Annotated in this window: 17 protein-coding genes; 11 read left to right on the forward strand and 6 right to left on the reverse strand. The window is 33.3% G+C overall.

Going from position 1 to position 26,697, the window contains the following annotated elements:
* Positions 1-3: 3 nt before the first annotated feature.
* Both N4T20_RS05670 and N4T20_RS05675 read right to left on the reverse strand, forming a co-directional pair.
* On the reverse strand, positions 4-696 hold the full coding sequence (locus N4T20_RS05670; RefSeq protein WP_260672112.1) for a hypothetical protein: 693 nt from the start codon (positions 694-696) through the stop codon (positions 4-6).
* Between the two features lie 3 nt (positions 697-699).
* Positions 700-4,389 (reverse strand): T9SS type A sorting domain-containing protein, encoded by a 3,690-nt coding sequence (locus N4T20_RS05675; RefSeq protein ID WP_260672113.1) that lies wholly within the window; start codon positions 4,387-4,389, stop codon positions 700-702.
* Between the two features lie 305 nt (positions 4,390-4,694).
* Here N4T20_RS05675 and N4T20_RS05680 point away from each other — a divergent pair, with 305 nt between their 5' ends.
* The 8 genes from N4T20_RS05680 (at position 4,695) to N4T20_RS05715 (ending at position 17,739) form a co-directional block, all read left to right on the forward strand.
* The gene (locus N4T20_RS05680) at positions 4,695-6,329 is read left to right on the forward strand and encodes a S8 family peptidase (RefSeq protein WP_260672114.1); all 1,635 of its coding nucleotides are present in this window, start codon (positions 4,695-4,697) and stop codon (positions 6,327-6,329) included.
* A gap of 64 nt (positions 6,330-6,393) precedes the next feature.
* On the forward strand, positions 6,394-8,274 hold the full coding sequence (locus N4T20_RS05685) for a M1 family metallopeptidase (protein ID WP_260672115.1): 1,881 nt from the start codon (positions 6,394-6,396) through the stop codon (positions 8,272-8,274).
* A 193-nt stretch (positions 8,275-8,467) separates the two neighbouring features.
* Positions 8,468-9,280, forward strand: a complete 813-nt coding sequence (locus N4T20_RS05690) for a hypothetical protein (RefSeq protein WP_260672116.1) — start codon at positions 8,468-8,470, stop codon at positions 9,278-9,280.
* A complete protein-coding gene (locus N4T20_RS05695; protein WP_260672117.1) occupies positions 9,270-10,133 on the forward strand; it encodes a hypothetical protein in 864 nt (287 codons plus the stop codon). The genes N4T20_RS05690 and N4T20_RS05695 overlap by 11 nt, the downstream gene beginning before the upstream one ends.
* Positions 10,126-14,193 (forward strand): PAAR-like protein, encoded by a 4,068-nt coding sequence (locus N4T20_RS05700; protein WP_260672118.1) that lies wholly within the window; start codon positions 10,126-10,128, stop codon positions 14,191-14,193. The genes N4T20_RS05695 and N4T20_RS05700 overlap by 8 nt, the downstream gene beginning before the upstream one ends.
* Positions 14,174-15,202 carry a hypothetical protein gene (locus N4T20_RS05705; protein WP_260672119.1) on the forward strand — a complete coding sequence of 343 codons (1,029 nt, stop codon included), beginning with the start codon at positions 14,174-14,176 and terminating at the stop codon, positions 15,200-15,202. Before N4T20_RS05700 ends, N4T20_RS05705 begins: the two co-directional genes overlap by 20 nt.
* A 176-nt stretch (positions 15,203-15,378) precedes the next feature.
* Positions 15,379-16,965, forward strand: a complete 1,587-nt coding sequence (locus N4T20_RS05710) for a M23 family metallopeptidase (RefSeq protein ID WP_260672121.1) — start codon at positions 15,379-15,381, stop codon at positions 16,963-16,965.
* Between the two features lie 15 nt (positions 16,966-16,980).
* Positions 16,981-17,739: a hypothetical protein gene (locus N4T20_RS05715; RefSeq protein ID WP_260672122.1), complete on the forward strand. Its 759-nt coding sequence runs from the start codon at positions 16,981-16,983 to the stop codon at positions 17,737-17,739.
* Between the two features lie 128 nt (positions 17,740-17,867).
* On the opposite strand, the gene N4T20_RS05720 is transcribed toward N4T20_RS05715, so the two are convergent.
* Complete coding sequence (locus N4T20_RS05720; protein ID WP_260672123.1) at positions 17,868-18,806, reverse strand: L-threonine 3-dehydrogenase; 939 nt, start codon at positions 18,804-18,806, stop codon at positions 17,868-17,870.
* Between the two features lie 324 nt (positions 18,807-19,130).
* Here N4T20_RS05720 and N4T20_RS05725 point away from each other — a divergent pair, with 324 nt between their 5' ends.
* The 3 genes from N4T20_RS05725 to N4T20_RS05735 all read left to right on the forward strand — a co-directional run bounded on the left by N4T20_RS05725 (position 19,131) and on the right by N4T20_RS05735 (position 23,819).
* Positions 19,131-19,739 (forward strand): hypothetical protein, encoded by a 609-nt coding sequence (locus N4T20_RS05725; RefSeq protein ID WP_260672124.1) that lies wholly within the window; start codon positions 19,131-19,133, stop codon positions 19,737-19,739.
* Positions 19,732-23,097: a transcription-repair coupling factor gene (gene mfd / locus N4T20_RS05730; RefSeq protein WP_260672125.1), complete on the forward strand. Its 3,366-nt coding sequence runs from the start codon at positions 19,732-19,734 to the stop codon at positions 23,095-23,097. The genes N4T20_RS05725 and mfd overlap by 8 nt, the downstream gene beginning before the upstream one ends.
* Before the next feature lie 167 nt (positions 23,098-23,264).
* Positions 23,265-23,819 carry a DUF5683 domain-containing protein gene (locus N4T20_RS05735; protein ID WP_260672126.1) on the forward strand — a complete coding sequence of 185 codons (555 nt, stop codon included), beginning with the start codon at positions 23,265-23,267 and terminating at the stop codon, positions 23,817-23,819.
* A gap of 645 nt (positions 23,820-24,464) precedes the next feature.
* Here the strand turns inward: N4T20_RS05735 and N4T20_RS05740 are convergent.
* The 3 genes from N4T20_RS05740 to N4T20_RS05750 all read right to left on the reverse strand — a co-directional run bounded on the left by N4T20_RS05740 (position 24,465) and on the right by N4T20_RS05750 (position 26,694).
* On the reverse strand, positions 24,465-25,121 hold the full coding sequence (locus N4T20_RS05740; protein WP_008466087.1) for a hypothetical protein: 657 nt from the start codon (positions 25,119-25,121) through the stop codon (positions 24,465-24,467).
* Positions 25,122-25,241: 120 nt separating this feature from the next.
* Positions 25,242-25,613 carry a YraN family protein gene (locus N4T20_RS05745; protein WP_260672127.1) on the reverse strand — a complete coding sequence of 124 codons (372 nt, stop codon included), beginning with the start codon at positions 25,611-25,613 and terminating at the stop codon, positions 25,242-25,244.
* 181 nt (positions 25,614-25,794) lie between these two features.
* Positions 25,795-26,694 (reverse strand): LD-carboxypeptidase, encoded by a 900-nt coding sequence (locus N4T20_RS05750; RefSeq protein ID WP_260672128.1) that lies wholly within the window; start codon positions 26,692-26,694, stop codon positions 25,795-25,797.
* Between the last annotated feature and the right edge of the window lie 3 nt (positions 26,695-26,697).

Below are 26,697 nucleotides of genomic sequence, written 5' to 3' on the forward strand. Positions count from 1 at the left end.
AGCTTAGTTGGTTTTAAATTTCCAAACCTGGCCTACGGTTTCACCGCCTTTATTGTCTTTGACAACTACTTTCCAGTAATACTGTGTTGTGGGTTGAAGCGTAACACCAAATGATTTTGAACTAGTATTCTCGCTTACTTTCGCAGTTGGCGGATTTGTAGTGCCAAAATAGACATCATAAGTAAGAACATCAGCAGTATCAACATCAGATGCTTCCCATTTCAAACTCGCTGTTGTTGTGCTCAAAGCAGCATTGGTTGTCGGAGAAATCAATTCTGGCGAAAAAGGCAAATGATTTACAACAGCGTCACCTGAAGTATGAAACTTAAATGTTGAAGAATAAGCACTAGATAGGCCTTTGCTGTCAGTAGCTTTTACTCTCCAGTAATATGCTGTGTTTTTATCCAATTGCAAAGGACTTGTAGAAAACGATGAATTGTCTAAGGTGTTTACAATTTGGCCGAATGCATTATCTTTTGCAATTTGAATCTGATACACAATTGCATCTTTCTCTGCATCTGTAGAGGCCTGCCACTGAAAGGATACATTATTGTCTAGGCATAATTTATTGTCAGCAGGAAATGAAAGAGCAGGAACGGTTGGCGCCGTGTTTTCTGCAGGTTTTGGGTCATCACCGCCTCCGCTGCAAGCTGCAAACGCTAAGCTGATAATTGACAGATATATAGAATTCTTCATTTTTTAGTTTTTTATAATTTTAATGTATTCTGGAATTTCTAAATTGATTTTTGCCGCATAAATTCCTGCAGGCAATTTTTCAAGATTTAAAAGAACCCTTCCGCTTTCAGCACTGTAGTTCCCTTTAGAAACCAATTGACCGCCAAAGTTGAATAATTCAATTAAAACTTCAGTTTTAGCATTCGGAATTTCGATTTCGATGCTGCCAGAAGTAGGGTTCGGATATGCAGCAAGCATTGTCCCCAATTCATAAGAAGTGACTTTTTTAGCAAAAACACCTTCGCAAGCTTTTGCGGTTGCCACTTCAACCAATCCAGCTTTATCCAAAGCAACTGTAAAATTGGCATCTGTCGTCTGGAATTGTTCTTTACCATCAACAAATACGGTGAAAGGAGCAGTTCCTTGAGTAATTTCAACGTCTACGTTCTTAGCCGTTACACTAGATTTTCCTGCGGTAGCCGCTGCTTTTGGAATAGTTACATTAAAGTTCTGTTCAAAAATCTCGTTCGGAATCGTAATTGAAATAATGTAATTTCCAGGAGCTAAATTGCTATAATTTAAAGTGTTGTTTGTAAAAGACAATACTTTGTCATTAATTTTTGCTTGATAAGCAAAGGTTTCTTTTGCAGTGATGTTTATCGCTCCATTATTTTCGCCTGGGCATAATTCTCCTTTTGCTTCAACAGTAAAATTATTAGGAAGAAGGGTAAGAGGTCCAGCGCAATCTTCAGAAAATCTAACATTAGCATCTGCATAATAAGACCAATTTGTTTTGGAATATTTTGCGTCAGTAACCTGAATACATTTTAAATCAGGATTGTTTTTATAGTTAGGAATTTCAATGTTGATATAAAGATTTTGTACGCCATTCTGCAAATTTAAACTTGTAAGCTTATTAGTGTTGCAATTTACATACTGCACTTTTTTGTTTTTTGAAATATCAAAAGTCGTTAACTGATTGTTGTAAAAGTCAACATAATATAATTCTGGATTGTTTACAACGTTTAAAACTTTAAGCTTGTTACTCTGAATCAATAAATAGGCTAATAAAAGATTGTTTGTGACGTCTATTTCAGCAATTTGATTTTCAGACAAATAAGCATCAGTTAATTTTAGGTTTTTAGATAAATTAATAGCTGTTAAATTGTTTTTGTTGGCAGTCAATTTTTTTAATTCAGGCAAGAACGTAACATCTAACTCTTTTAATTGAAGCGAAGAGCATTCTAATTCTTTAAGTTTTATATTTTTAGAAATATCAAAACCTGCAATAGCATTGGTGCCGCACCCAAGAGAAGTCAGATTGACATTTTGGGTAACATTTAAACTTGTCAATTTGTTGTTTGAACATTTAAGCTCTGATAAATTTATTGATGAAGTTACATCTAAACTAGTCAGTAAATTATTGCTGCAATTAAAGTAAATTAAACTTGGCTTATTGGCAGTATTTAACGATGATAGTTTATTGTTTTCAACATACAGCTGTACCAAGTTGCTTTGGTTAGTAAGATCCAAGCTGCTTATTTCATTATCACTGCAAGCCAGTAAAGTTAATTTGCTGTTGGTTACATCTAGACTTTTTATTTTATTGCTTATGCAGGTCACTTGGCTTAGCTTTTTATTATTAGAAATATTAAGCTCGGTCAAGAAATTGCGAGATACATCAATAACAGAAAGTTCTGGATTGTTTGAAAGGTCTAGAGATGTTAATTTGTTCGAAGAACAATATAGACTCGTAAGGTTTATATTTTTGCTAACATTTAAACTTGTAAGCTGATTGCCTTCACAATACAATTGTTTCAATGCAGTATTCTTAGAAACATCGAGTGTAGTGATTTTTCCGCATCCGCCACCGGTGCTAACGATACAGCTGTTTCTGCATTCTAATACTTCTAATGCAGTAAAATCTTCAAGACCAGTTAGATCTGCAACTAGAGTAGGGTCAACTTTTAATGATTTTACAGCAGCGATTCTTGGAGTTAGCACCTTTCCGTCAGGTGTGCCAGAATCGATGCCCAATTCAATCAATCTTTTTTCAAACTCTTTATCAGGAATAGATGTATATGCTAGAGCAGAACAAGCAGCGCTAGTATAGTTTACATACGCATCTTTTTGTTTCCAGTTTTGAGTAGCATAATTTACATCATCAACCTGTAGACAGTATAAATTCGGACAGCTTGTTAAATTAAAATTTTGACCGTTAATCTTGGTATTGTTGCCGTTTTTTAGGTTTACTTCGCTTAAAGCGGCACTTTCATGACAAAATAATCTAGTTAAATTTGTATTTTTAGAAAGATCTAGTGTTTTTAACTTGCTGGCTCTTCCGCTAAAACTTTCCAATTTTAAATTAGCAGAAACATCAATTGCAGTTAATTGAGTCGCTTCGATGCTAAGTGATTTTAAATCAAGGTTCTTAGAAAGATCTAAAGTTGTTATTGCGGTAGTAGAACAGTCTAGAGTCTGCAATAAAACATTATTTGATAAATCTAAAGTTGTTATTGGGGTACCAATACAACTAAGCGTAATTAAATTATAGTTTTTTGAGGTGTTAAGAGATGTAAATGAATTCCCTTCGCAATATAATGTATATAGGTACGAATTGTTTGAAATATCTAAAGAAGGCAGTTTATTTCCGTTTACGTTTAAAAGACGCAATCCAGGATTTTTACCTGCATCAAAAGAAGTTATTTTTGTATAGGCACAAGAGAATGAAGTTAAAGCCTGGTTCTTAGAAATATCAATAGTGCTGATTAAGTTATAGTCGACATTAGCTATTCCTAAATTAGGATTGTTCGCTAGGTTGATTGAAGCTATTTTATTTCCGCTGCAATTCAAATAGTTTAATTTCGTATTGGCAGAGATATCTATACTAGTCAACTTGTTTGTAGAACAATCTAGAGATATTAAATTAATATTTTTAGAAACATTTAATGTTTTCAATATACCATCAGATTCTGCAGTAGGGTAATAATAATTGGTTCCTTTCGCAGATAATGTTTCTAAAGCTGTAAAATCTTCAATCCCTGTTAAGTCAGAAATAACCCTTGTGTCAAGACTCAATGATTTGACAGTTTGAATGTTTGATGTTAATACTCTTCCATCGGTTGCGCCACTGTCAAGTCCTAAAGCAATTAATTTTTTTTCGAATTCAACATCCGGAATCTTCGTGTATTGAAGCGGAATATCTTTTACGTCTACCACTGAAACATTGTCAACCAAAATTTCAGAATTAAGACTTCCATAAGCCCAAATGTCAACTTCAATATTTTCAGAAACAGTTGAAGTATATTCAAATTCTATTTTTCTCCATTCTGTAGAAGAAAAAGTCACATCCGTTTTTTTAATTATTTCCTCCTTAAAAGTGCTAGGCTTATGATACAAGCTAAATTCGACAGAAGAAAATGTTCCTTTTGCAAGTTTGTGGTACATGGTAACTCTATACGTTTTACCAGCCGTTACAGGAAAATACTCTGTGTTAATAAAGTTAAACGTTCCGCTGGCTACCATCATGTTAATGCTCGAAGCGCCATTTTGAGCATCTGCACTTTTAGAGATATAACCGCTAAAATATTGATACCAGTTGTCTGGTTTAGTAGACACAGACCAAGTCTCAAAATTCCCATTCGGAACTAAGTTGGTTTGTGCGTTAATAGAAAAGCTTGCCAGTAAAAGCAAGAAGAGTAGTTTTGTCTTCATAGAATAAGTTTAGGGATTAGGTCGCGCAAGTATAGTCGATTTAAAAAGGAAAACCTTACGGGAAGCCGTAATGGCTATATTATTTGTTGATTTTTTGGCAATTCTTAAATAAATAATTGCGTCTAAGTATATTTTTAATCCAACAGATTGCATTTATAATGAATTGAGAGATAAATGTTTGCGGATATTTTAGTTTTCAGTAATTTTCATTAAAATTTCATAACACATTGTTAACTGTTAGTTTTTTGTAACAAAAAAGCATAATTTAGACCCATCATTTAACTTTACTTATATTTATTAGATACATGAATCATATAAAACCTCTTAAATTATCTGCTTTTGCATTGCTTGTTTTAGCAGGTTGCAGCGCCACTGTACAAGCGCAGGTTTCAACTTCAAAAGAATTTATTAAAGCGCCGGCAGCGGTTGTAAAAAAAGCGCCTCTTAGCGAAAATGAATTAAAAAGATGGAGCCATCTCGATTTAATAAAAGATTCTATTCCGGGAATGAGCGTTGACAAAGCGTATGCTGAATTACTGCAAGGTAAAACAGGGCAAAAAGTAATCGTAGGAATTGTAGATTCTGGTGTCGATATTGAGCACGAAGATCTGCAGGGAATGATCTGGACCAATAAAAAAGAAATTCCAGGAAACGGAATCGATGACGATAAAAACGGATTTATAGATGACATTCACGGATGGAATTTCCTTGGAAACGCTGTTCACGAAAATCTAGAAATGACCCGTATCGTAAAAAAAGCTGATGATGGTTCTCCAGAATACAAAGCGGCTTTGGCGCAATACACAGAAAAATATGAAAAAGCATTAAAAGATAAACAGCAAGTAGATTTTTTACTTGATGTTCATAATACCATCAAAAAAGAGCTTAACAAATCTACGTACAAAATAGAAGATTTAAGCGCTATTGCTTCAACAGATCCAAAAGTTTTGAGAAGTAAAGAGATTATGACCCGAATTTTTACAAATGCAGGGCCAACTTTTGATCCAGAAGCTGATTTTGGAGAATACAAAGAACAAGTTTACGATCAGTTGGATTATAATTTGAATAAAGAATACGACGGAAGAAAAATCGTAGGCGACAATCCTGAAGATATTAAAGACAATCATTACGGAAACAATGTTGTTTTTGGTCCAGACAAAGAAAAAGCACTTCACGGAACTCACGTTGCAGGGATTATTGCTCAAGTTAGAGGAAATAATTTAGGCGGAGACGGAGTAGCGGCAAATGTTGAAATTTTGACCGTTAGAGCTGTTCCAGACGGAGACGAATACGATAAAGACATCGCTTTGGCAATTCGTTATGCAGTAGACAATGGAGCAAAAGTAATTAACGGAAGTTTTGGAAAAAGTTTTTCTCCGCACAAACAATGGGTTTATGATGCCATTACTTATGCAGCTAAAAAAGACGTTTTAATTGTTCATGCAGCAGGTAACGATGGCTACAATATCGACGAAGCGAAGAACATTAATTATCCAAACGATTCTAAAGACAACGTAAAAGAATTTGCAGATAATTTAATCACAATTGGAGCAATTAATAAATCGTACGGAGAAACAGTTGTGGCTCCATTCTCAAACTTCGGAAAAATAAATGTAGACGTTTTTGCACCTGGTGAAGAAATCTATGCAACAGTTCCAAATAATAAATACAAATATTTGCAAGGAACATCAATGGCATCTCCAAATGCAGCAGGTGTTGCAGCGCTGATTCGTTCTTACTATCCAAAATTGAAAGCAGCTCAGGTTAAAAAGATTTTGATGGACTCTGGAGTGGCACTTCCTTCAATGGTTGTTTTGGGCGAAAGCGAAAATCCAGACGAAGCGCCAAAAGCAGTTTCTTCAGTAGAATCATCAAAAACAGCTAAGATGGTAAACGCTTATAATGCTTTGCTAATGGCTGAAAAGATGTCTAAAAAATAAACAATAATACACTATTAATCCAATGGAAGGGTCTGTGCCCTTCCATTTTCTATTACATAAAAAAATGCGAAAAATTATTTTACTTTCTTTCCTAAGCTTAGGGTTTAATTCGGCTTTTGCACAAAGCGCCCCATACTGGCAGCAGCACGCTGACTATAAAATGGAGGTTTCGATGGATGTAAAAAACTATCAGTACAAAGGAAAACAAGAATTGGTTTATACCAACAACTCTTCTGATACACTAAAGAAAGTGTTCTATCATTTATTTCCAAATGCCTTCCAGCCAGGAAGCGAAATGGATGCGCGTCTTCACTTTATTAAGGACCCAGACGGAAGAATGGTAAACAAAGTAAAACAAGCTGATGGAAAAGAAGTAAAACAAAGCCGTATTGAAACTTTAAAACCAAACGAAATTGGTTACTTAAAAATTGCAAATTTCAAACAAGACGGAGTTGCCGCTCAAACAAGAGTTTCGGGAACAATCTTGGAAGTGACTTTGGCAAAACCAATCCTTCCAAATTCTAAAACGACTTTTACATTAGATTTTGACGGACAAGTTCCAGTTCAGATTCGTCGTTCAGGAAGAAACAATTCTGAAGGCGTAGAACTTTCTATGTCACAGTGGTATCCAAAATTAGCCGAATTTGATTTTGAAGGATGGCACGCAGATCCTTACATCGCAAGAGAATTTCACGGTGTTTGGGGTAATTTTGATGTAAAAATTACAATCGATAAAGACTACACAATTGGAGGTTCTGGATATTTGCAGGACAAAAATTCAATTGGGCATGGTTACCAAGATGCAGGTGTAACCGTTACATATCCTAAAAAAGCAAAAACATTGACTTGGCATTTTATTGCGCCAAATGTTCACGACTTTACTTGGGCTGCCGACAAAGAATATACACATGATATTGTAAAAGGACCAAACGATGTTGATCTGCATTTCTTCTACAAAAACAACGAAAAAACAACTGCAAACTGGAAACAGTTAGAGCCTTTGATGGTTAAAGTAATGGAATATTACAACCAAAGAGTAGGGGCTTATCCATACAAGCAATACTCATTTATTCAAGGTGGAGACGGCGGAATGGAGTATGCAATGTGTACTTTAATGTTAGGAAACGGAACTCTTGAAGGAATTTTAGGAACTGCAACGCACGAATTAGGACACTCTTGGTTCCAGCATATTTTAGCTTCAAACGAGTCAAAACACCCTTGGATGGACGAAGGTTTTACAACTTACATCGAAGACAGCGCTTTGAATGAATTAAAAGGAGATAAAAAAGAAGTAAATCCTTTTACAGGAAATTACAAAGCATATTACAGTTTAGTAAATTCTGGAAAAGAACAGCCACAGACAACGCACGGAGATCGTTATGACGAAAACCGCCCATACAGTATTTCATCTTATGTAAAAGGAAGCCTTTTCCTTTCTCAATTAGAATATGTAATTGGAAAAGATAATGTTGATGCCACTTTAAAGAGATATTTTAACGATTTTAAATTCAAGCACCCAACTCCAAACGACATTAAAAGAACAGCTGAAAGAGTTTCTGGAGCTGAGTTAGACTGGTATTTAATTGATTGGACGCAAACAACTAACACAATCGATTACGGAATTAAGGACGTTGCTGACAATGCAGGAAAAACAACTGTAACTTTAGAAAGAATTGGAAGAATGCCAATGCCAATCGATTTAAAAATAGATTACACAGACGGAACATCAGAAACATTCTATATTCCGTTGAGAATGATGAATTTCATTAAACCAAACCCAAATCCAAACGAAAAAAGAACAGTTCTGGAAGACTGGGCTTGGGCACAGCAAAATTATAGTTTTACAATTGACAAAAATAAAACGTCAATCAAAAAAATCACTATCGATCCAAGCGGATTGATGGCTGATGTAAAACAGACCAATAATGTTTTTGAAGTGAAGTAAAGATTCAATAATGCTTAAATAAAAAAAATCCAAAGCTGGTTTCTAGCTTTGGATTTTTTTTGTTTAAACAAAAAAAAGTAAGAAACAACTCATGATTTTTGAGCTTATTTTGTTATAAAAATACCTTTTAAGTAATATGTAGGGAAATAGTTACTTTGTAGCTTTAATGGTTAATTTTTTAACAGTTAAAAAAATGAGTACAGGTTCAAAATACAATTTTAAAATTCTACATAAAATCAATCAGGAACTTTTTGATAGAAAGCAAGAATCTTACAGCACATATGAAATTGAAATTGTAAAACATTATAATTCCCGAATAGAAATAAAACGTCAAAATTTTAAGGTTAATGATAAAAAATTAGACTCAAAGTTTGAGAATATAGCATATATCTATAATGACGCACTTTTTCCAGTTTTGTTTGAGGTGAGAAGTGAGAGTTTCTTCTTGGCAAATTATAATGAAATTTCAAAGCGTTTATTACATATAGACGGAGAACTAAATTTTAAATATAAAGGGGCTGGGCTGGAATACATTCGTACGGCATTTTTTGAAAAAGTAGCAAAAGATGGATATGCAATGGTAAATTATTTGCATTCTTTAGGCTTGATCAACGTTCTACAGTTTTGTTTCGAAAAACCACAAAACAATATCGATTACCATTTTTGCTGGAGTGTCCATACATTAGACTGCGACGTCTTTTGGAAAGGGAGAAAAAACTTTAATCCTGAATCTAATATTCTAGAGTATAAGTCAGAAAACAATGGAGATGAAAAACTACTTAACAGTATTAAAACCTCAGGAAACGATTATCAATATCCCGAGATAGTTACAGATGAAGAATCTGTGCTAACTACTGCAATTAAACAGGAAACAAAATACAATACTACGGGACTTGATTTTGAATTTTCTGAAACGAATATTAGAATCAGCAATTCTTATTTTCATTATCACGAGAATTTTTCCATAACAGCTTTTAGTAAAACAGAAGATAAGTATGAGTATTAAATCACACGGAAATTTTAAGGTACTAAGTAATATTCGGACAGAACAACCAAATCATATAGCTGAGACAACAATGACTTATGAGTTTAGTTTTGATGAAGTTAATAGTCAGGAATTAAAAATAGAGATAAAGAAGTTTTCATTTAAAGTAAATGTCAGTAGCGTAAAATTAGGTTTAGCGGCAAAAGTTATTCAAGAATATTCACAAGTATTATTTCCGCTTTTATTTAATGTTAACATAGATTCAATTGAGCTCTATAATCACGAAGATGTATTAGAGAGGATAAAGATAAAAAATGAAAAACTTAGACTAATGCCAGAGTATTTTATAGAAGGGAATTTAGATCAAGGAGGTGATATAGATCAGTATTCTATAATAGAAAGCATGAAAGAACATTTTATAGGTTTAGCCCAAAAAGAAGGGACACATATGGCCAAATATTATTTGCCACTTAGTTTTTTGAAAATGGCAATTTTCTGCACTCAAAAATCAAAAAAGGATACTTCGTATGAGTTCCCATGGAATATTAGTCTGTTTGATTATGAAGTTTTATGGAAAGGGAACAAACATTTTGATTCTATTTTAAATGAAATAACCTACAATGGAGAAGTGATGGAAAGTAAGGAATTTTCGAAAATTGTAAAGAAGATGGTAACAGGCTATGAATCTGCTTTAAAAATTAAAGTTAAACAAGAGCCTATAGTTTCCAGTATTAAACATAAAGTAGAATTTATAAATAAAATGGGAGGTTTTGATTTTTCTGAAACTAATATGCAAATAGATATAGGTACTTTTTATAAACATCGCGAAACCATCTACATATCTGCCATTAATAAAAACCAAGACTATGAATAATTCAATACCTTATTTAGTAAAAAAGGGAGATACATTGCAAAGTATTGCCAGTGATTTAGGAATCGACAATCCACGTGATTTACGTCACTACCACAATATGAATGCAGAAATAATGGACGGAATTGGTCCTGAACCTCCTGTAGGGAAAAGACTTTTAACGCCGCCTCAGGATGAGATTGATGCAATTAATAAAAAAAATGAAGAATGGCAGAAAACAGTAACAGCTTTTAAGGAAAAAGAAGAACAAAAAAAACAAGAGATAGAAGAAAGAGAACAGCAAAAACAGCAGGAAGAGGAAGAAAAACAAAAAGAGACTGAAAAAAATGCCCATGACAATAAATATTATGTAGTACATGGAGCCCAGTGTTGTTGTGATAAGGCAGAAAATCCAAAACAAACAGCAAAATTATTGGTTACTTCTCACAATAAAGTGATATTTAATGGTGGGGAAGGTAAATTTACTGCTACTGAGATTGATAAAACTTTTGACCCCTCGGAAGCAACTTTTGGCAAGTGTACCCTAAAACCATCTTCTGCGGGTAATCAGCCCTGCGCTCTGACTCCCGCACCCAAATGGCAGAAAGTTTATGAAAAAACAAGCATAAAAGGAAATAAAATACTTACAGAGATTTCTACCTTACAATGTACAGTAGGAGGTAAAATAGAAGTCGTAAAGTCGGGGCAGACTGATACGATTATGAAAGAGCACGCCGAGAATACAAACCAAGTAGCTCTTGCGCTTATAAACCCCAGTATAAAAATGCCAGCTTTAGAAACCGCTTACCCGAGCGTTTTGAATATTACATTAAAAAGTATTAAAAGTACACCCAATTTTAAGCCAGTATCATCAAGCGATGCAACAAGAATCGAAAAAGTCACAATACGCCAAAACGAAGAATGCAGTTTTTTGGCAAAAGTAAAAACAGGAAATGTTAACCTTACTTCATGGGTGATTTATGACGGCTTTACAGGAGACAAAGACAAACGGCTATTTGCAGAAGAACAATTGGGAACTAGCTTTAAATATACATTTTTGGTGTTAGGTAAATACCGCATCGAAGGCTACGGTAAACCCAAAAAAGAAGATTTTGAAAGCGGAAAACACAATAAAAACTACCCAGAATGTTCTATTGATATTGAAGTGGTTTTAAATAAATTGGATGGAACGGAGCTCGTACCAATTGACGGCGAAAATTTTGCTAAGATCATTAAAGGCAAAATGAGACTGAGACAAAACTTTCCTGCTAGTTTTAAAGCCAAATTTTTGATCTCTCCTACAGATGAGGAACTCGAAAATTTGAAGATGTATATTACAGATGCTTCGGGAAATATCTTAAAATCAACACGAATTGAGAATACGGTTTCTTTTACGCCCACAAATTCAAAAGCCCAGTACAAAATTACAGCGGTATATAAGCTAGAAAACGGTGAAACACAAACCCAAAGTTTTGCAGGAGAAACAATAGCCAATTCGGTAGCAGAAATAACACATAATGCTGAGGTTATAAGACCTGGTACTCCAATGAATTTTGCTGTAAAAAAGAGTACATTCAGTTTTTATGTGCCAGACGAACAAGAAACAATTTCTAAAGAAGTACAAGCTGTAAAATGGAACTTAAATGGGAGCTTATTAGGAAATGGTACAAGCATAAGCATATCGGGACATGAGCTCATGAACTTGGGCAAATATGTAGTAGAAGCGTATGTTACATTGGCAAATGCCTACGGACAAGATGCAAAACATGAAAATGACGACTGGCATTTCGAGGTAAAAGAAAATGATGTAATTTCTTTTAGCTACAACGGTGTTCCTAAAGTGGGTAAAACTACTTTTTTAGAAGCAGATCAATTAGTATTCCCAGATTTAAATGCAAGCGAAATGGTGGTTTGGGACACTGCAATACCGCATAAAGTTGCAGATAAAAAAACAATCTCGATAAAACCGCTCAAAGCTGGGAGAGAAATTGTAAAATGCCGTATAAACAGACAGCCAGGCAAAACATTAAGTATAGAAGTAAAACAGGCAAAAGTACTGGGAATTCTTTTTACAGACAGCAACGGTATCGAGATCGAAAAATCAAGCTGGAACCAAACAGTAAATATCTGGGTAAAACAAGAACATCTTATAGGTGAAGATCTTGCTATCGAGATTTGGGACAATGATGCCTTTAAAGATGATTACTGCAAAGTGATTACTGTAAAAAAATATGACGGAAACCTTATCCCGCTTGTGTTAGACAGTTATTTAAAAAACAAAGCAGGAAACTGGGGAATGTTATATTTGCAAGTTGGCGCACCGCAGTTAAAACTGGCAAATGAGAATAATATTTTTAAATCTAAAAATCATCTTGAAGTAGAGGACAAACGTGAAATTTACTCTGCCCAAATTGGTACGCAAGACGGTAAAGAAAGACATTATCATGTAGACTACAACCAAGTAAGTTATTTCTACGGCAAATCGAGAGGTATAAAAGCGGGGGAAAAACTAAAAATCACGATTTACGAAAAAAGTAAAATGCTTTTTGATGTTAAAGATGTTACAGTAGATACAAGTGGAAAAATAACAGCAACATTAAAATGGGGCAAAATAAATCAAAAAATACCGTCACGAACTGTTCATGCAGTGGTACAAGACAATGAAAATAAGATTTTGTACGAGGGCAATAAAGTTTTTAACGGAGGAGTGCATATTACAAAAACAAGTGCTTTGCTAGGTTTGGCAGAGTATAAGAGTGCGGTTTTGGTTAAGAAGTCTGAGAGCAGTATTTCTAAAATAAATAATAAAAACTGTGCTTGCGAATGTGAAGCAAGAGTTAGAGCATTTATAAGGATGTTGAGAGTTAAGGAAGGCACTAGAGGAATAAAAGGATACACTATGCTAGTAGGTAATAGTGATTTTGTAAAAGATTATCATAAAGATATGAGTACTCATCCTAATATAGAAATAAGAATTAATAATACCCTTTCGTCTACTGCAGCAGGAGCTTATCAGATTTTGTACGACACCTATAAAGGATTGAATGGATATTATAAGGACGATCAGAAAGTTTGGCATTATGTAGAAAAAAATAATCTTGCAAAATTGTATAATATTTCAAATTTTAATCAGGAATCTCAAGATAAATATTGCGTTGCAATTTTAAAACATAGTTACGAAAGTAATAGAAGAGAAAGTTTTTTTTGGAAAACAGACAAGGTTACAGGTGTAAAAAGTGAAATTGAAGAAAGGAAAAAATTTAGAGGTCTTAAAGGTGATATTGTTCAATTAATCATTGATGGAAACATAGAAAAAGCAGCTTTGATATCTAGTTTATGTTGGGCAAGTTTACCAAATTCCCCTTATGGTCAGCAAGATTCAAAATATACTTTTGCAGATGTAAAGAGAATTTATGATGAATATTTGAAGGAAGAATTAGCACAGAAAAGTGATTTGCACCTTAAAAAAGGTTTTTTAAAAGAATTCAAATATACTTGTTGTAATAAGGTTGAAAATGAAAAATGCCCAGATGATTATTCTCAATGTTTTAATTATGCAGACATTTGGGACAATCCAGAAATAAGTTCGGATAATCATGGTAAAAATAATAATCGATACGGTTTAGGAACAAGAGGACATAAAGGTGTTGATATCCTTTCGGGGCCTAATTATAAAGATGTTCATTCATTATTATGTGGCACAGTTGAAAAAATAGTGACTTCTTTTAGAACAAACGAATATGGATTCAGAAAATTAGGAAACGTTATAAATATTAAATCTAAAGATAAAGATGGTAAAACAGTGTATCTTCTTTATTGCCATTTGGATTCAGTTTATGTAACAGAAGGACAAAAAGTAAAACATGGTCAAAAAATTGCTTTATCAGGTTCAACAGGAAATGCTTCTTTTAGCGGATTGCCCAATGGACAAAGAGGACATGGAATTGAGAGAGAATTTTGGCATTGTCATATAGAAGCTTGTTCTGATGGGGCGAATGCAGTCACTTTTTTTGGAAAAGATAGGTTAAATCCAGAAAATTATATGAAAACTAAATTTGATAATGATGGAAATAAAAGTAATTAGGTTTAAAATTATTTATGTTTTGTGTATCATGCTTTTTGTAATTTCTTGCAAAAGAGATATTCAAAAAAAAGATGAAAATGTTAAAGACAGTATTTTAAATTATTCGCAAGTTGATTTTTTTGCGAAAAAATATTTTAAAGGATATTTTTTAGTTGTTGATGAGTCAAATTTATCTGATCACCCCTTTTTTAGTTATTTAAACTTTAAAAACGAAGGGTATTTTGCAGTACATTTTATTCCCAAAACTAAATCTCTTTTTCTTTTTTGGAAACAAGAGTATTATAAAGATTTTGATTTTAATAATCTTGATTTGAAAGTTGATAGTGAAAAAATTGAAAAGATCTTAAAAAATAATTTTGCAGATTATAATATTTATTGTTATCATATTAAAAAGGAATATTTAGATGTAAAGTATGGATTTAGTGAAGAGAGTATTAATCTTAAAAAAGGGAGTTTTGCGGATATTTACATATATGATCAAAACTTAAAGAAATGGAAATTGCAGAGACATATTACGAGTAATTTTCTTCCACCTTATATTAATAGCAGTTTTTTTATTGATTTATTCCCATCACAATTTAAGATAAGAAGCAGTGACTTAAATTATGAGCATAAACAAGTCACAGTCGAGGATTACTCATTCAAAGATGTTAATTGGAGTTCTGATTGCAATTCAAATACGAATGTCTATTTTGATGTGATTGGAGGACAATTTAGCGTTCCAGGGAGATTTTGTATGAATACGGAATTAAAAAAGATAGATATTAATACTTATGAATTTTATTTCACTGATTTTCCTCCAATAATTCCTCGTTCAGAAGAAATGCAAAATTGGGAAAACCTCGATAAGAAAAGGGCTATCGGTACTTTTGTAGTAAATGATAGTAGCAAGATATCAATTACTTGGAATGGTTTCTACAATAAATTATTAAAGAAATATATTGAAACCGAAAACCCTTTTACAAATAAAATCGAAACGGCATCAGTAGAACTACATAAATGTCGATAATATTTTAATGAATTTGTGTTTTTAAAAGCCCGAAAACTTATTGCACAATTGGCACACAAGACGGTAAAGAAAGACACTATCATGTAGACTACAACCAAGGAAGTTATTTCTACGGCAAATCGAGAGGTATAAAAGCAGGGGAAAAATTAAAAATCACGATTTACGAAAAAAGTAAAATGCTTTTTGATGTTAAAGATGTTACAGTAGATACAAGTGGAAAAATAACAGCAACTTTAAAATGGGATAGAATCAACGAGAAACTACCTTCCAGAACTGTATATGCTGTTGTGCAGGATAGTGAAGATAAAATATTATACAATGGTAATAAAACTGCAAATGGTGGAGTGGCAATTACCAAAAAAAGTGCTTTGTTAGGATTGGCGGAGTATAAGAGTGCGGTTTTGGTTAAGAAGTCTGAGAGTAATGCCAATAATAAAACAGGAACTTGTGTTTGTGAAGATTATAATCTTATTTGGGCTAATGAAGTAAGTTGTGATTTTAGAAGAAAAGTTGTTGAGATTTGCAAATCTCTTTGGCCAAAAAATTATAATAAGATGGCAAATGGATTAATGGCAGTTATGAGCGTTGAGACAAGTGGGTCTTTTAAAGCACATCAAATAATGGGAAAAGAATTAATACCATTAGATAAAATCTCAAAGAAAGATTTTGAAAATGAAATTTCAATTAAACAAAAAGATGGAACAATTGTTAAGCAAAAATCATCAAGGGCTGTAGGACTTATTCAATTTACACAAGACGCATTAGTAGAAATTGGAGAATTTAAAAATGGAGATGGCTTCGAAAAATTGCATGATGTAAAACTACGATTTGCAAAAATGGGTGAAATTGAACAATTGAATTATGTGAAGAAATATTTTGAAAAATCAGCAAATAAAATAATTACGCCAGAGGATATTTATCTTCATGTTTTTGCTCCAATGGGTGTAAACAAAAAAGATGATTACCCCCTATATGAGATCGGTACAGAAAAGTACAAACAAAATAAGAGTGTTGACATTGAAAACAATAATGATGGGATAATTCAACGTTCAGAAATACTAGGAAGGTATAGAATTAGTTATGCATCAGGGTTAGGTAAGAAACAAAAAAAATATGATTGTAAATATAATTCAAATAGTGAATCATCTAGTAAATTAGGATGGCATGATCCTGTAGATAACCCAATGTTGTGTTTATACACTCAGAATGGAAATTATAGACCGAGATATAATGTATTTGGCAGAGTTAGAAAAGAAAGGGAAAAAATTAATCATCAAGGGATTGATTTGATTGCTCTTCCAGGAGATAGTGTATATGCATGCGTAGATTCATTTATAGAATTTATAGAAACACAAAATGGTTATGGAAAGGTAGTTTGTCTAAGAGTAAAGGATAAGGAGGTTTTTGTAAAAAGGAAAAAGGATTTTAAACTAGTCTATGAAGATGAAGGGGAAATTTTACAAGGAGAAGGATTTAATTTAGATGGGAATATATACTTGTTTTATGCTCATCTTCAAAGTATTTCAATTAACATGAGTGAAAAAGAAGTAGCATGTGGTAAAGAAATAGGATTAGCGGGGACAAGTGGCTATGGGACTACAAAAGATCCGCATTTACATTTTGAGATAAGAAATGCTAAATCAGCATCTGGATTAAATAATAGATGTCATCCAGGGGTTTTTATATCTTATAAAGATGAAGAAAATATGAGTAAACAAGAAAAAGATGAACAGAAAAAAATTGCAGAGAAATTCTGGGATTAATAAAAAATTTAAAAAATGAGAAAGATATATTTATTAATAATTTTTTCAATTTTATTTGGTTGCAAAAAAACGGCAACACCAATTAAAAAACTAGAAGTAAAACAAAACAAAGAACTTTTAGATTTAGATAAGAATAGTGGTTTTAGTAGAGAAGATGAATTTAAAAGTGTCATTTGTTCAACTACGATGGGCAATGAAGATTTTTACAATTTATCATGTGATGATTTTATGATCTCGAATTCAATTATAAAATCGGATGCACAAAATCAAGTTGAATTTATAAATGTAAAGTTTAAGGATATAGATAAAGCAATTATTCGAAATATAAAAACATCTGAATTAATAACATCTGGACCAACTGTTTTTAAAAAAAATAACACCTATGTCTTTTTGTTTCCACTGATAGGGGAATATAATTTTGGCTGGTTACTGTATTATTACAAAGAGAATAAGTTATATTTTTTAGGAAAGCGAATTTGTTACTGGAATAATGAATATGAAGAAATAAAAATATCTTATAAAGATTTTACAAAAATTTATGAAAAAGATGAAATGATTATTGTTGAAATGAAATCGAAGAACATAATTGTTAATGACAAAGATTATATCAATTATCCTAATTACGATGATGGCAAGTTATTTGAATTTAAAGAAAAATATCAATTTAGATTTGATTTAAAAAACATCAATTTTTTCAAAAAATACGATAATGGGGATTATGAGGGAGACTATAATAAGATGATTAATAATAATATAATTGCTCCAATAGAATAGTAAAAACAGCCAAACCATCAAAGTTTGGCTAAAGCCCTTCACTTTTGCAACAAAAAAACCTCCAGCTAAAGCTGGAGGCAATTGAATATTTTATTCGACATTGTTGAACAAATTGTGAAGAGCAATAATTAGCTCAAATGCTCAATCATATCTTTGGTCATAGATTCTAAATCAAATTTATGATTCCAGTTCCAGTCTTCTCTCGCAGAAGAGTCATCAATACTTGCCGGCCAGCTGTCAGCAATTTTTTGACGGAAGTCAGGATTATACGTGATTTCAAATTCCGGAATATGTTTTTTAATCTCAGCAGCAATTTCAGTAGGAGTAAAACTCATTGCCGCCAAATTATAAGAAGAGTGAATTTTAATTTCCTCAGCAGGAGCTTTCATAATGTTGATGGTTGCATCAATCGCATCATCCATGTACATCATTGGCATTTTAGTCTCAGAAGACAAAAAGCACTCGTATTTTTTATCGGCAATAGCCTTGTAGAAAATATCAACAGCATAATCTGTAGTTCCGCCTCCTGGAGGAGTCGACCAGCTGATTAAGCCAGGGTAACGAATACTGCGAACATCTACACCGTATACATTATGATAATATTCGCACCATCTCTCGCCTGCCTGTTTGCTTATTCCGTAAACCGTAGAAGGTTCCATGACAGTATATTGCGGAGTATTTTCTTTTGGAGTTGTTGGTCCAAAAACAGCAATGCTTGAAGGCCAGAAAATCTTTTGGATTTTTTTTGCTTTCGCTAAATTCAAAACATGAAAAAGCGAATTCATATTCAAATCCCAAGCAAAAGCTGGATTTTTTTCGGCAGTTGCAGATAGAAGAGCGGCCATCAGATAAACATCTGTAATTTGATGCGCTTCAACCAGATGTTCGATCTGATTAAAATCTAAAGCATTGACCACTTCAAAAGGCCCTGAATTAACAACATCAGTATTTAATTTTCTAATATCAGAAGCGATAACATTCTCGGTTCCGTATATTTTACGCAGTTTTTGAGTCAGCTCGGTTCCTATCTGTCCGCAGGCGCCAATGATCAATATTTTAGGATTCATTTTTTTTAGAGATTTTTTTAGAGACACAAATATAACGTTTTCGCAAATACTTATGATTTTTTCAATCATAAATTGTAAATTCAATAATTAAAAAGTTTGTTTGTTATATTATTCTCTTTTAAAAGTGTGTCTTTGTGCCTTTTTGAAAATCCTTGAAAAAGCGCGGTTTTATTAGTATATCCAGTAAATGAAACATTTCAAATTGATATACCGGCAGCCATAAAAAGACGAAAAAATAACCTTGATTTATAGAATCTTTAGCAAAAAACAGCATTCATAATTGTAAATTTACTTCGTAACTTTGCGGCTTAACTATTTTAATCAATGAAATACCCAATATCTCTTTTTCTGCTTTTGACAACTTTGTTATTTTCTTGCCAAAATGAAAATGAAAAACGCCTTGCAGAAAATGCAAAAGAAGCAAAAAAGAAAGAAGCTATTTTTAACAATATAAATAAAGGTTGGACCTTTCTAGATGAGCCAATTAACGAAATCTCAGAATCGCAATTGAATTCTTGGACAGAGTGGCGAGAGTTTATGAAAGAAATAGGAGAAAAGCCTAGAAAGACAATTGGTGCATTTCAGAAAAAATCGGAGGCTATTTCTAAAAAAGCAATGGCTCTTAATAACAATATTCCAGCTCAGTTTAACCAGCCGCAGATTAGAAGCCGTATTTCTATTTTGATTACTAAAATTAAAATGCTGGATTTGTTTATCCATTTAAGTAAAATCCCAGACGATAAAGTCGTGTTTTTGATACAGGAAATCAATAAAGAACTGATTTCGCTTGAAAGACAAATGGATAAAATTGTCGAAAAAGCCAAAATACCTAAAGAACAAGGAGAAGAAGATTTCCTTAGAATGTTAGACACAACGCGTGCGATTCCGAGTTCGGCACCGCCAATAGATCAAAATATACCAAAAGTTGAGTAAAAACGCCTTATATACAACCTACGACAATCTGCCAAAAGCAGAGCAGATTGCCAAAAGCCTACTGGAAGGAAATCAGGTAAAAATGAACATCAGCGGATTGTTGGGATCTGCTGTTTCATTTATTATCCGTTCTGTTTTCAGGAAAACAGAGCTGCCTTTTCTGATTGTTTTAGACAACAAAGAAGAAGCGGCATACTATTTAAATGATCTGGAGCAGATGATTGGCGAACAAGATGTATTGTTTTATCCTGCATCATTTCGCCGTCCGTATCAGATTGATGAAACCGATAATGCCAATGTCCTTCTTCGCGCTGAGGTTTTAAACCGAATTAATTCCCGAAAAAAACCAGCCGTAATTGTTACCTACCCAGAAGCGCTTTTTGAAAAAGTAGTTACCAGAAGAGAACTTGATAAAAACACTTTAAAAGTAGCTTTGAATGATAAAATTTCGATCGATTTTATCAACGAAGTTTTGTTTGAATACGAATTCAAAAGAGTAGATTTCATCACAGAACCAGGAGAGTTTTCAGTCCGAGGAGGAATTGTCGATGTATTCTCTTTCTCTAATGATCATCCTTATAGAATTGAATTTTTCGGTAACGAAGTGGACAGCATCAGAACTTTTGATGTTGAAACGCAGTTATCTGTAGAGACTCATAAAAAAATCACGATTATTCCGAATGTTGAGAACAAACTTTTTCAGGAAAACCGCGAAAGTTTCTTAGACTATATTGCAGAGAAAACGGTACTTTTCATTCAAAATACTGAAGGGCTTTTTAGTCAGTTAGATAAACAATTTGCTAGAGCAGAAGAAGCTTTTGAGAAATTGTCGAAAGAAATAAAACACGCCACGCCCGAACAATTGTTTTTAAATCAGGCTTCGTTTATCAAAAGAGCTTTGGATTTTTCGGTTGTAGAATTGGCTTCTAGACCCGTTTTTAAAACCACTAAAAAATTCGAATTCCATATTCAGCCTCAGCCTTCATTCAATAAACAATTTGATTTATTGCTCAATAATTTAAGTGAGAATCATTTTAACGGATATGTCAATTATCTGTTTTGTTCTAATGAAACGCAGGCAAAACGTTTTCACGATATTTTTGAAAGCCTAGACGAAGCCAATTCAGAAAATATCAGAAAGCAATATCATACTATCGTATTGCCTTTGTATCAAGGATTTATTGATGAAGAAAATCAGATAACGGCTTATACCGATCATCAGATTTTTGAGCGTTATCATAAATTCAATATTAAAAACGGTTATTCTAAAAAGCAGAACATCACTTTAAAAGAATTGACCGCACTTTCTGTGGGCGATTATGTAACGCATATCGATCACGGAATTGGAAAGTTTGGAGGGCTGCAGAAAATTCAAGTAGAAGGAAAAACGCAGGAAGCCATAAAACTGGTTTACGCCGATAATGATATTGTGTATGTGAGCATTCACTCGCTTCACAAAATTTCCAAATATAACGGAAAAGACGGAACGCCTCCGAAAATCTACAAATTAGGATCGAACGCTTGGAAGGTTTTAAAACAGAAAACAAAAGCGCGTGTCAAACATATTGCGTTCAATTTGATTCAGCTGTACGCAAAGCGCCGTTTAGAAAAAGGGTTTCAGTTTGCGCCAGACAGTTATCTTCAAAACGAATTGGAAAGTTCGTTTATATACGAAGATACGCCAGACCAAATGAAATCAACCGCAGAAGTTAAAGCCGATATGGAAAGCGATCGCCCAATGGATCGTTTGGTTTGCGGTGACGTTGGTTTCGGTAAAACAGAAGTTGCAATTCGTGCTGCTTTTAAAGCCGTTGACAATAGCAAACAAGTCGCTGTTTTGGTTCCGACTACGATTTTGGCTTATCAGCATTACAGAACTTTTTCGGAACGCTTGAAAGATATGCCGGTTTCAATTGGCTATTTAAACCGATTTAGAACGGCGAAACAAAAAACACAAACCTTAAAAGATTTAGCCGAAGGAAAACTTGATATTGTTATTGGAACGCATCAATTAGTAAACAAAAATGTAGTTTTTAAAGACTTGGGTTTATTGATTGTGGATGAGGAGCAAAAGTTTGGAGTTAATGTAAAAGATAAGTTAAAAACCATTGCGGCCAATGTCGATACGTTGACATTGACGGCAACGCCAATTCCGAGAACGCTTCAGTTTTCGTTAATGGCAGCTCGAGATTTATCAGTAATTACGACGCCTCCGCCAAACCGCTATCCTATTGAAACCAATGTAGTTGGTTTTAATGAAGAAATTATCCGCGATGCGATTTCGTATGAAATTCAAAGAAACGGACAGGTTTTCTTTATCAATAACCGAATCGAAAATATAAAAGAAGTCGCAGGAATGATTCAGCGTTTGGTTCCAAATGCTAGAGTAGGAATTGGCCACGGACAAATGGATGGCGCTAAACTTGAAGAATTAATGTTAGGTTTCATGAACGGAGATTTTGACGTTTTGGTGGCAACAACCATTATCGAAAGCGGATTGGACGTTCCAAATGCCAACACAATTTTCATTAATAATGCGAACAATTTTGGACTTTCAGATTTGCACCAAATGCGCGGTCGTGTAGGGCGAAGCAACAAAAAAGCATTTTGTTATTTCATTTGCCCGCCATATTCTTCAATGACCGAGGATGCTAGAAAACGTATTCAAGCATTAGAGCAATTCAGCGAATTAGGAAGCGGTTTCAATATTGCAATGAAAGATCTTGAAATTCGTGGTGCAGGAGATTTATTAGGAGGTGAACAAAGCGGTTTCATTAATGAAATTGGTTTTGATACGTACCAAAAAATCATGAATGAAGCGATCGAAGAATTGAAAGAAAACGAGTTTAAAGAATTGTATCCTGAGGAAAATGATATCGACACGAAAGAATATGTAAAAGACATTCAGATCGATGCCGATTTTGAGCTTTTATTCCCAGACGAATATATCAATAACGTTTCGGAGCGTTTGGTTTTATACAACGAATTGAGCGCGATAAAAGACGAAGCGGGACTACAGGAATTTGAGAAAAAACTAATCGACCGTTTTGGGCCATTGCCAAAACCAGCTGTTGCGTTATTAAACAGCATCAGAATCAAATGGATTGCAACAAGAGTTGGAATCGAGAAATTGGTTTTGAAGCAAGGCAAAATGATTGGTTATTTTGTATCCGATCAGCAGTCAGATTATTACCAATCTGTGAAGTTTAGAAATGTTTTGAATTTTGTTCAAAAACATAGCACACTCTGCAAAATGAAAGAAAAACAAACCGTAAATGGATTACGTTTATTATTGACTTTTGAAAATGTAAAGTCAATAAAAAGAGCGTTGGAGTTGATGGAGTTATTTGAAGAGTAAAATAAAGTTTGCCACGAATTAAAACTTCAAGCTTGGAAAAATTTGTGGAAATTAGTGTAATTCGTGGCAAACAAAATAAAAAAAATTAAGCATTCTTTATCTTTTATTTAAGAAAAATCTTAGAACTAAAAGGTTTTCTTTGAGTCGAATTTTCAAAGATACTTTATATGCAAAATCAATTTTTAGTTCTTTTTCTACTTCTTGGGGTTACTGCAATTTATGCTCAGGGAAAAAACAAAACAGTTTTAAGTGATTCTTTAAAATCTGAAACTATTGACCCGCTTCGTCCAGCAAAAGCGGCATTTTATTCGGCAGTTTTGCCTGGTTTAGGACAGATATACAATAAGAAATATTGGAAGGTTCCTTTGGTTTACGGGGCGATTGGTACGAGCACTTATTTTTATATTGACAATCAGAAAAAATATAATTTATACAGAGATGAATACAAAAATAGGCTTGAAGGTAAAAAAAGCGATTCTGAATTTTTAGCGCGTTTAACAGAAAGTCAATTGACATCAGCTCAAAAGGAATATCAACGATACAGAGATTTATCAGCTCTATTTATAGTTGGATTTTATGTTTTAAATATTGTTGATGCCAATATAGATGCGGCTTTATCGCAATTTAATGTAGATGAAAGATTGGCATTTAAACCTGCTGTGATAAAAAATGATATCACATTCAACAATAATTTCGGTTTTGCCCTAAATTATTCGTTTTAAAAAGATCGTCACAAATTCACGAATTAGGTTAAATTGAATTCGTGAATTCGTGGCAAATAAAAATTGAAATCTGAGGCAAACAAAATAAAAAAATCACTCCGAAGAGTGATTTTAAGGGCATTATTTGTGGTTTTGGTTAGATAATTTTATTGTATCATAATATCTTGGCGACAAATCAAAAAGCTGGCGAAGGCTTTTTCGTTTCCTTTTAAATTCACTTATCAATAATTCTTCACTACGGTTAACCATCTAACAATTTAATTTGCGGTTATTGAATTCCCATGGTATTAAATTATCAAAGTGCGAGGTCTGATGCCTGACTTCTTCGCAAATATATAAAAATATTATTCGTGATAAATTATATGTAAAAAAACTTAATTCGTATTTTTTGTTAGTTTTTTGTATAAAAGACATAAAATGCAGCGTAAAGTGGCTTTTTACAAGTAAGTGTCATATTGACGCTTTTTCGAAATAAAATCATTTTAAGAATTTGTCTTTTGAGAATATTCTTATTTGCTAAAAATGAAATGATGGCAGCACATCCTTTTATTCAAAAAAAAATCCTTTCATCTTTCAGTAAAAAAGACAAAAGGATTTTGTGGTATGATGAAGAATCTAGACGATTCTTTAAATCATGTTTTTAATTTAGTTTTTCAAGTCCTTAATTACTTTAAAAGCAACATCCACTTGATCTTCTCCAACTAAAATAGTAAATTCATTTGAAGTCGAAATTACTTCATTGATGATAATTCCTTCCCAAGCCAAACGCTGGAAAATAAAGTAGTAGATGCCAGGAACAACAATATTTTCTTTCGGCAATTTTACAGTAATCGAAGCTAAATTATCCAACTTTTGGATTAATTTTTCTCTCATAAAGTGTTTTTCAACTAAGTGATTCACACTGCTGCTTACTACGATATTGGTTTCGTTTACTCCACGAGATGAGGTATAAAAAATATCAGATAAAGCATTAATATCAGAGATTAAATCTGCCTGTTTGTTTAAGACAGTTTCAGATGCTGCAAAGGTGTAATCTGTAAGCTCAGAACGAACGGTGATTTCACCTATGTTTTTAATTACTTTATTGATTTTGTGATTTAATTTAAAATCAAGTTCTTCCGTTAGCCGTTTTAAAGACATTACTACAGCACCTTGTTTTACCTCTTTACCAAACTCACTCTCTAATTCGGTCATAATATTTCGCGAAAGTGATGTTAGGTTAATAATTCCGAGCGATAAGGCATTTAATAAAAATGGTTTTGTTTTAATGTAGTTTTCTACAATAGAAGAAACAGTTTTCATAATTCTTTTTTTTTTGGTAACAGTTGAGTTGGTTTGTTAATTTAACATTGCGATGTTATAATTCTTTGCAAATATAAATAAAAAAACAAATTGTTACAATTATAACAATAAAAAAATATGTTAAAAGTGATAAAAAGCATCAGTAAGATGTTCAACTGCAAATGATTCCCCATTTTTGCAGACCGCAATGATGTCAAAACGAATTTCTAAATCTTCACAAAAATCTTTTTCCCTATCGTTTATGTAGGCATTTACTGCTTTAATAAGTAATTGAATCTTTTTTGGCTTCACAAAATCTTGAGGTGAGCCAAAATCTAGATTCGAACGGGTCTTTACTTCAACGATGGCCAAAATGGAATCTTTTTGTGCAATAATGTCTATTTCTGCTTTCTGTATGATAAAGTTTCGTTCTAGAATTGAATATCCATTTTCTTCAAGATGTGCCACTGCAAGATCTTCTCCAAGTTTTCCTAAATCGTTATGTTCTGCCATGTTTTTTGTTTCAGGTTTGAGGTTTCAAGTTTCAGGTTTGAGGTTTCAGGTTTCAGGTTTCAAGTTTCAGGTTTAGGTTTGTAAAAAAAGCAAAGCCGCAAAGTGATATTAAACTTTGCGGCTTTGCGTCTCAACGAGATTTTAAGTGGTATTTTAAGCCTCTAAAAATGGCATTTATGAATTATTTTTTAAAAGTTACTGTGCTTCCTGTTGCAGTAACTTCCATAGAAACGATATTTCCCATAATGAGAGCTCTGTTGTCTCTAATATGCCCTGCTGGAAAATTAAAAATGACTGGAATATTGTATTTTTTGGTTACATCATCGATAATTTCCAAGGCATTTTTCCCCCACGGCACTTCATTGTCTTTCATGCTTGTCATGCCTCCGATGATAATCCCTTTAAGATTTTCAATGCATCCGTTTCGTCTTAGATTCATCATCATACGGTCAATATGATACAGATATTCATCTAAATCTTCAATAAATAAAATTTTATCCTTGCAGTCAATTGCTGACGGAGATCCTAATAAACTGTACAAAATAGACAAATTTCCACCTACTAATTCTCCTGTCGCATTTCCAAAACGGTTCATCGGAGTTGGACTAATCGAGTAAGAGATAGGTTCGCCAAACAAACTGGCTTTTAATGAACTTACAGCGTCTGGAGTTGCTCTAGGAACCGTTACAGGCATAATGCCATGAATAGATTTATAGCCCATCGTATTCAAATGATTATGAAGAACAGTTACATCGCTAAAACCAATAATCCATTTTGGGTGCTGCTTAAATTTGGTGAAATCCAGTAAATCTAACATTCTAACGGTACCGTACCCACCGCGCACGCACCAGATAGCTTTAATATTCGGATTGTCTAATTGCTTCTGAAAATCGGCAGCTCGCTGTTCATCAGTTCCTGCCAATTGATTATAATCTAAACCAATTGTTGATCCAATTACAGCTTCTAAACCCCAGCTGTGCAATAAATCTATTGTTGGTTTTAAGTTGTCATCGATGTTTTTTCTTGCTGTTGCCAAAAGCGCTACAGTATCTCCTTTTTGTAAATAAGGCGGTGTTATCATGTT

The organism is Flavobacterium sp. TR2 (assembly GCF_025252405.1).
GTDB lineage: Bacteria > Bacteroidota > Bacteroidia > Flavobacteriales > Flavobacteriaceae > Flavobacterium.

What these genes read in the sequence shown, in the direction of transcription:
- N4T20_RS05670 (WP_260672112.1), bottom strand. Translation starts at nt 696, where the DNA reads ATGAAGAATTCTATATATCTGTCAATTATCAGCTTAGCGTTTGCAGCT.
- N4T20_RS05675 (WP_260672113.1), bottom strand. Translation starts at nt 4,389, where the DNA reads ATGAAGACAAAACTACTCTTCTTGCTTTTACTGGCAAGCTTTTCTATT.
- N4T20_RS05680 (WP_260672114.1), top strand. Translation starts at nt 4,695, where the DNA reads ATGAATCATATAAAACCTCTTAAATTATCTGCTTTTGCATTGCTTGTT.
- N4T20_RS05685 (WP_260672115.1), top strand. Translation starts at nt 6,394, where the DNA reads ATGCGAAAAATTATTTTACTTTCTTTCCTAAGCTTAGGGTTTAATTCG.
- N4T20_RS05690 (WP_260672116.1), top strand. Translation starts at nt 8,468, where the DNA reads ATGAGTACAGGTTCAAAATACAATTTTAAAATTCTACATAAAATCAAT.
- N4T20_RS05695 (WP_260672117.1), top strand. Translation starts at nt 9,270, where the DNA reads ATGAGTATTAAATCACACGGAAATTTTAAGGTACTAAGTAATATTCGG.
- N4T20_RS05700 (WP_260672118.1), top strand. Translation starts at nt 10,126, where the DNA reads ATGAATAATTCAATACCTTATTTAGTAAAAAAGGGAGATACATTGCAA.
- N4T20_RS05705 (WP_260672119.1), top strand. Translation starts at nt 14,174, where the DNA reads ATGGAAATAAAAGTAATTAGGTTTAAAATTATTTATGTTTTGTGTATC.
- N4T20_RS05710 (WP_260672121.1), top strand. Translation starts at nt 15,379, where the DNA reads ATGCTTTTTGATGTTAAAGATGTTACAGTAGATACAAGTGGAAAAATA.
- N4T20_RS05715 (WP_260672122.1), top strand. Translation starts at nt 16,981, where the DNA reads ATGAGAAAGATATATTTATTAATAATTTTTTCAATTTTATTTGGTTGC.
- N4T20_RS05720 (WP_260672123.1), bottom strand. Translation starts at nt 18,806, where the DNA reads ATGAATCCTAAAATATTGATCATTGGCGCCTGCGGACAGATAGGAACC.
- N4T20_RS05725 (WP_260672124.1), top strand. Translation starts at nt 19,131, where the DNA reads ATGAAATACCCAATATCTCTTTTTCTGCTTTTGACAACTTTGTTATTT.
- N4T20_RS05735 (WP_260672126.1), top strand. Translation starts at nt 23,265, where the DNA reads ATGCAAAATCAATTTTTAGTTCTTTTTCTACTTCTTGGGGTTACTGCA.
- N4T20_RS05740 (WP_008466087.1), bottom strand. Translation starts at nt 25,121, where the DNA reads ATGAAAACTGTTTCTTCTATTGTAGAAAACTACATTAAAACAAAACCA.
- N4T20_RS05745 (WP_260672127.1), bottom strand. Translation starts at nt 25,613, where the DNA reads ATGGCAGAACATAACGATTTAGGAAAACTTGGAGAAGATCTTGCAGTG.
- N4T20_RS05750 (WP_260672128.1), bottom strand. Translation starts at nt 26,694, where the DNA reads ATGATAACACCGCCTTATTTACAAAAAGGAGATACTGTAGCGCTTTTG.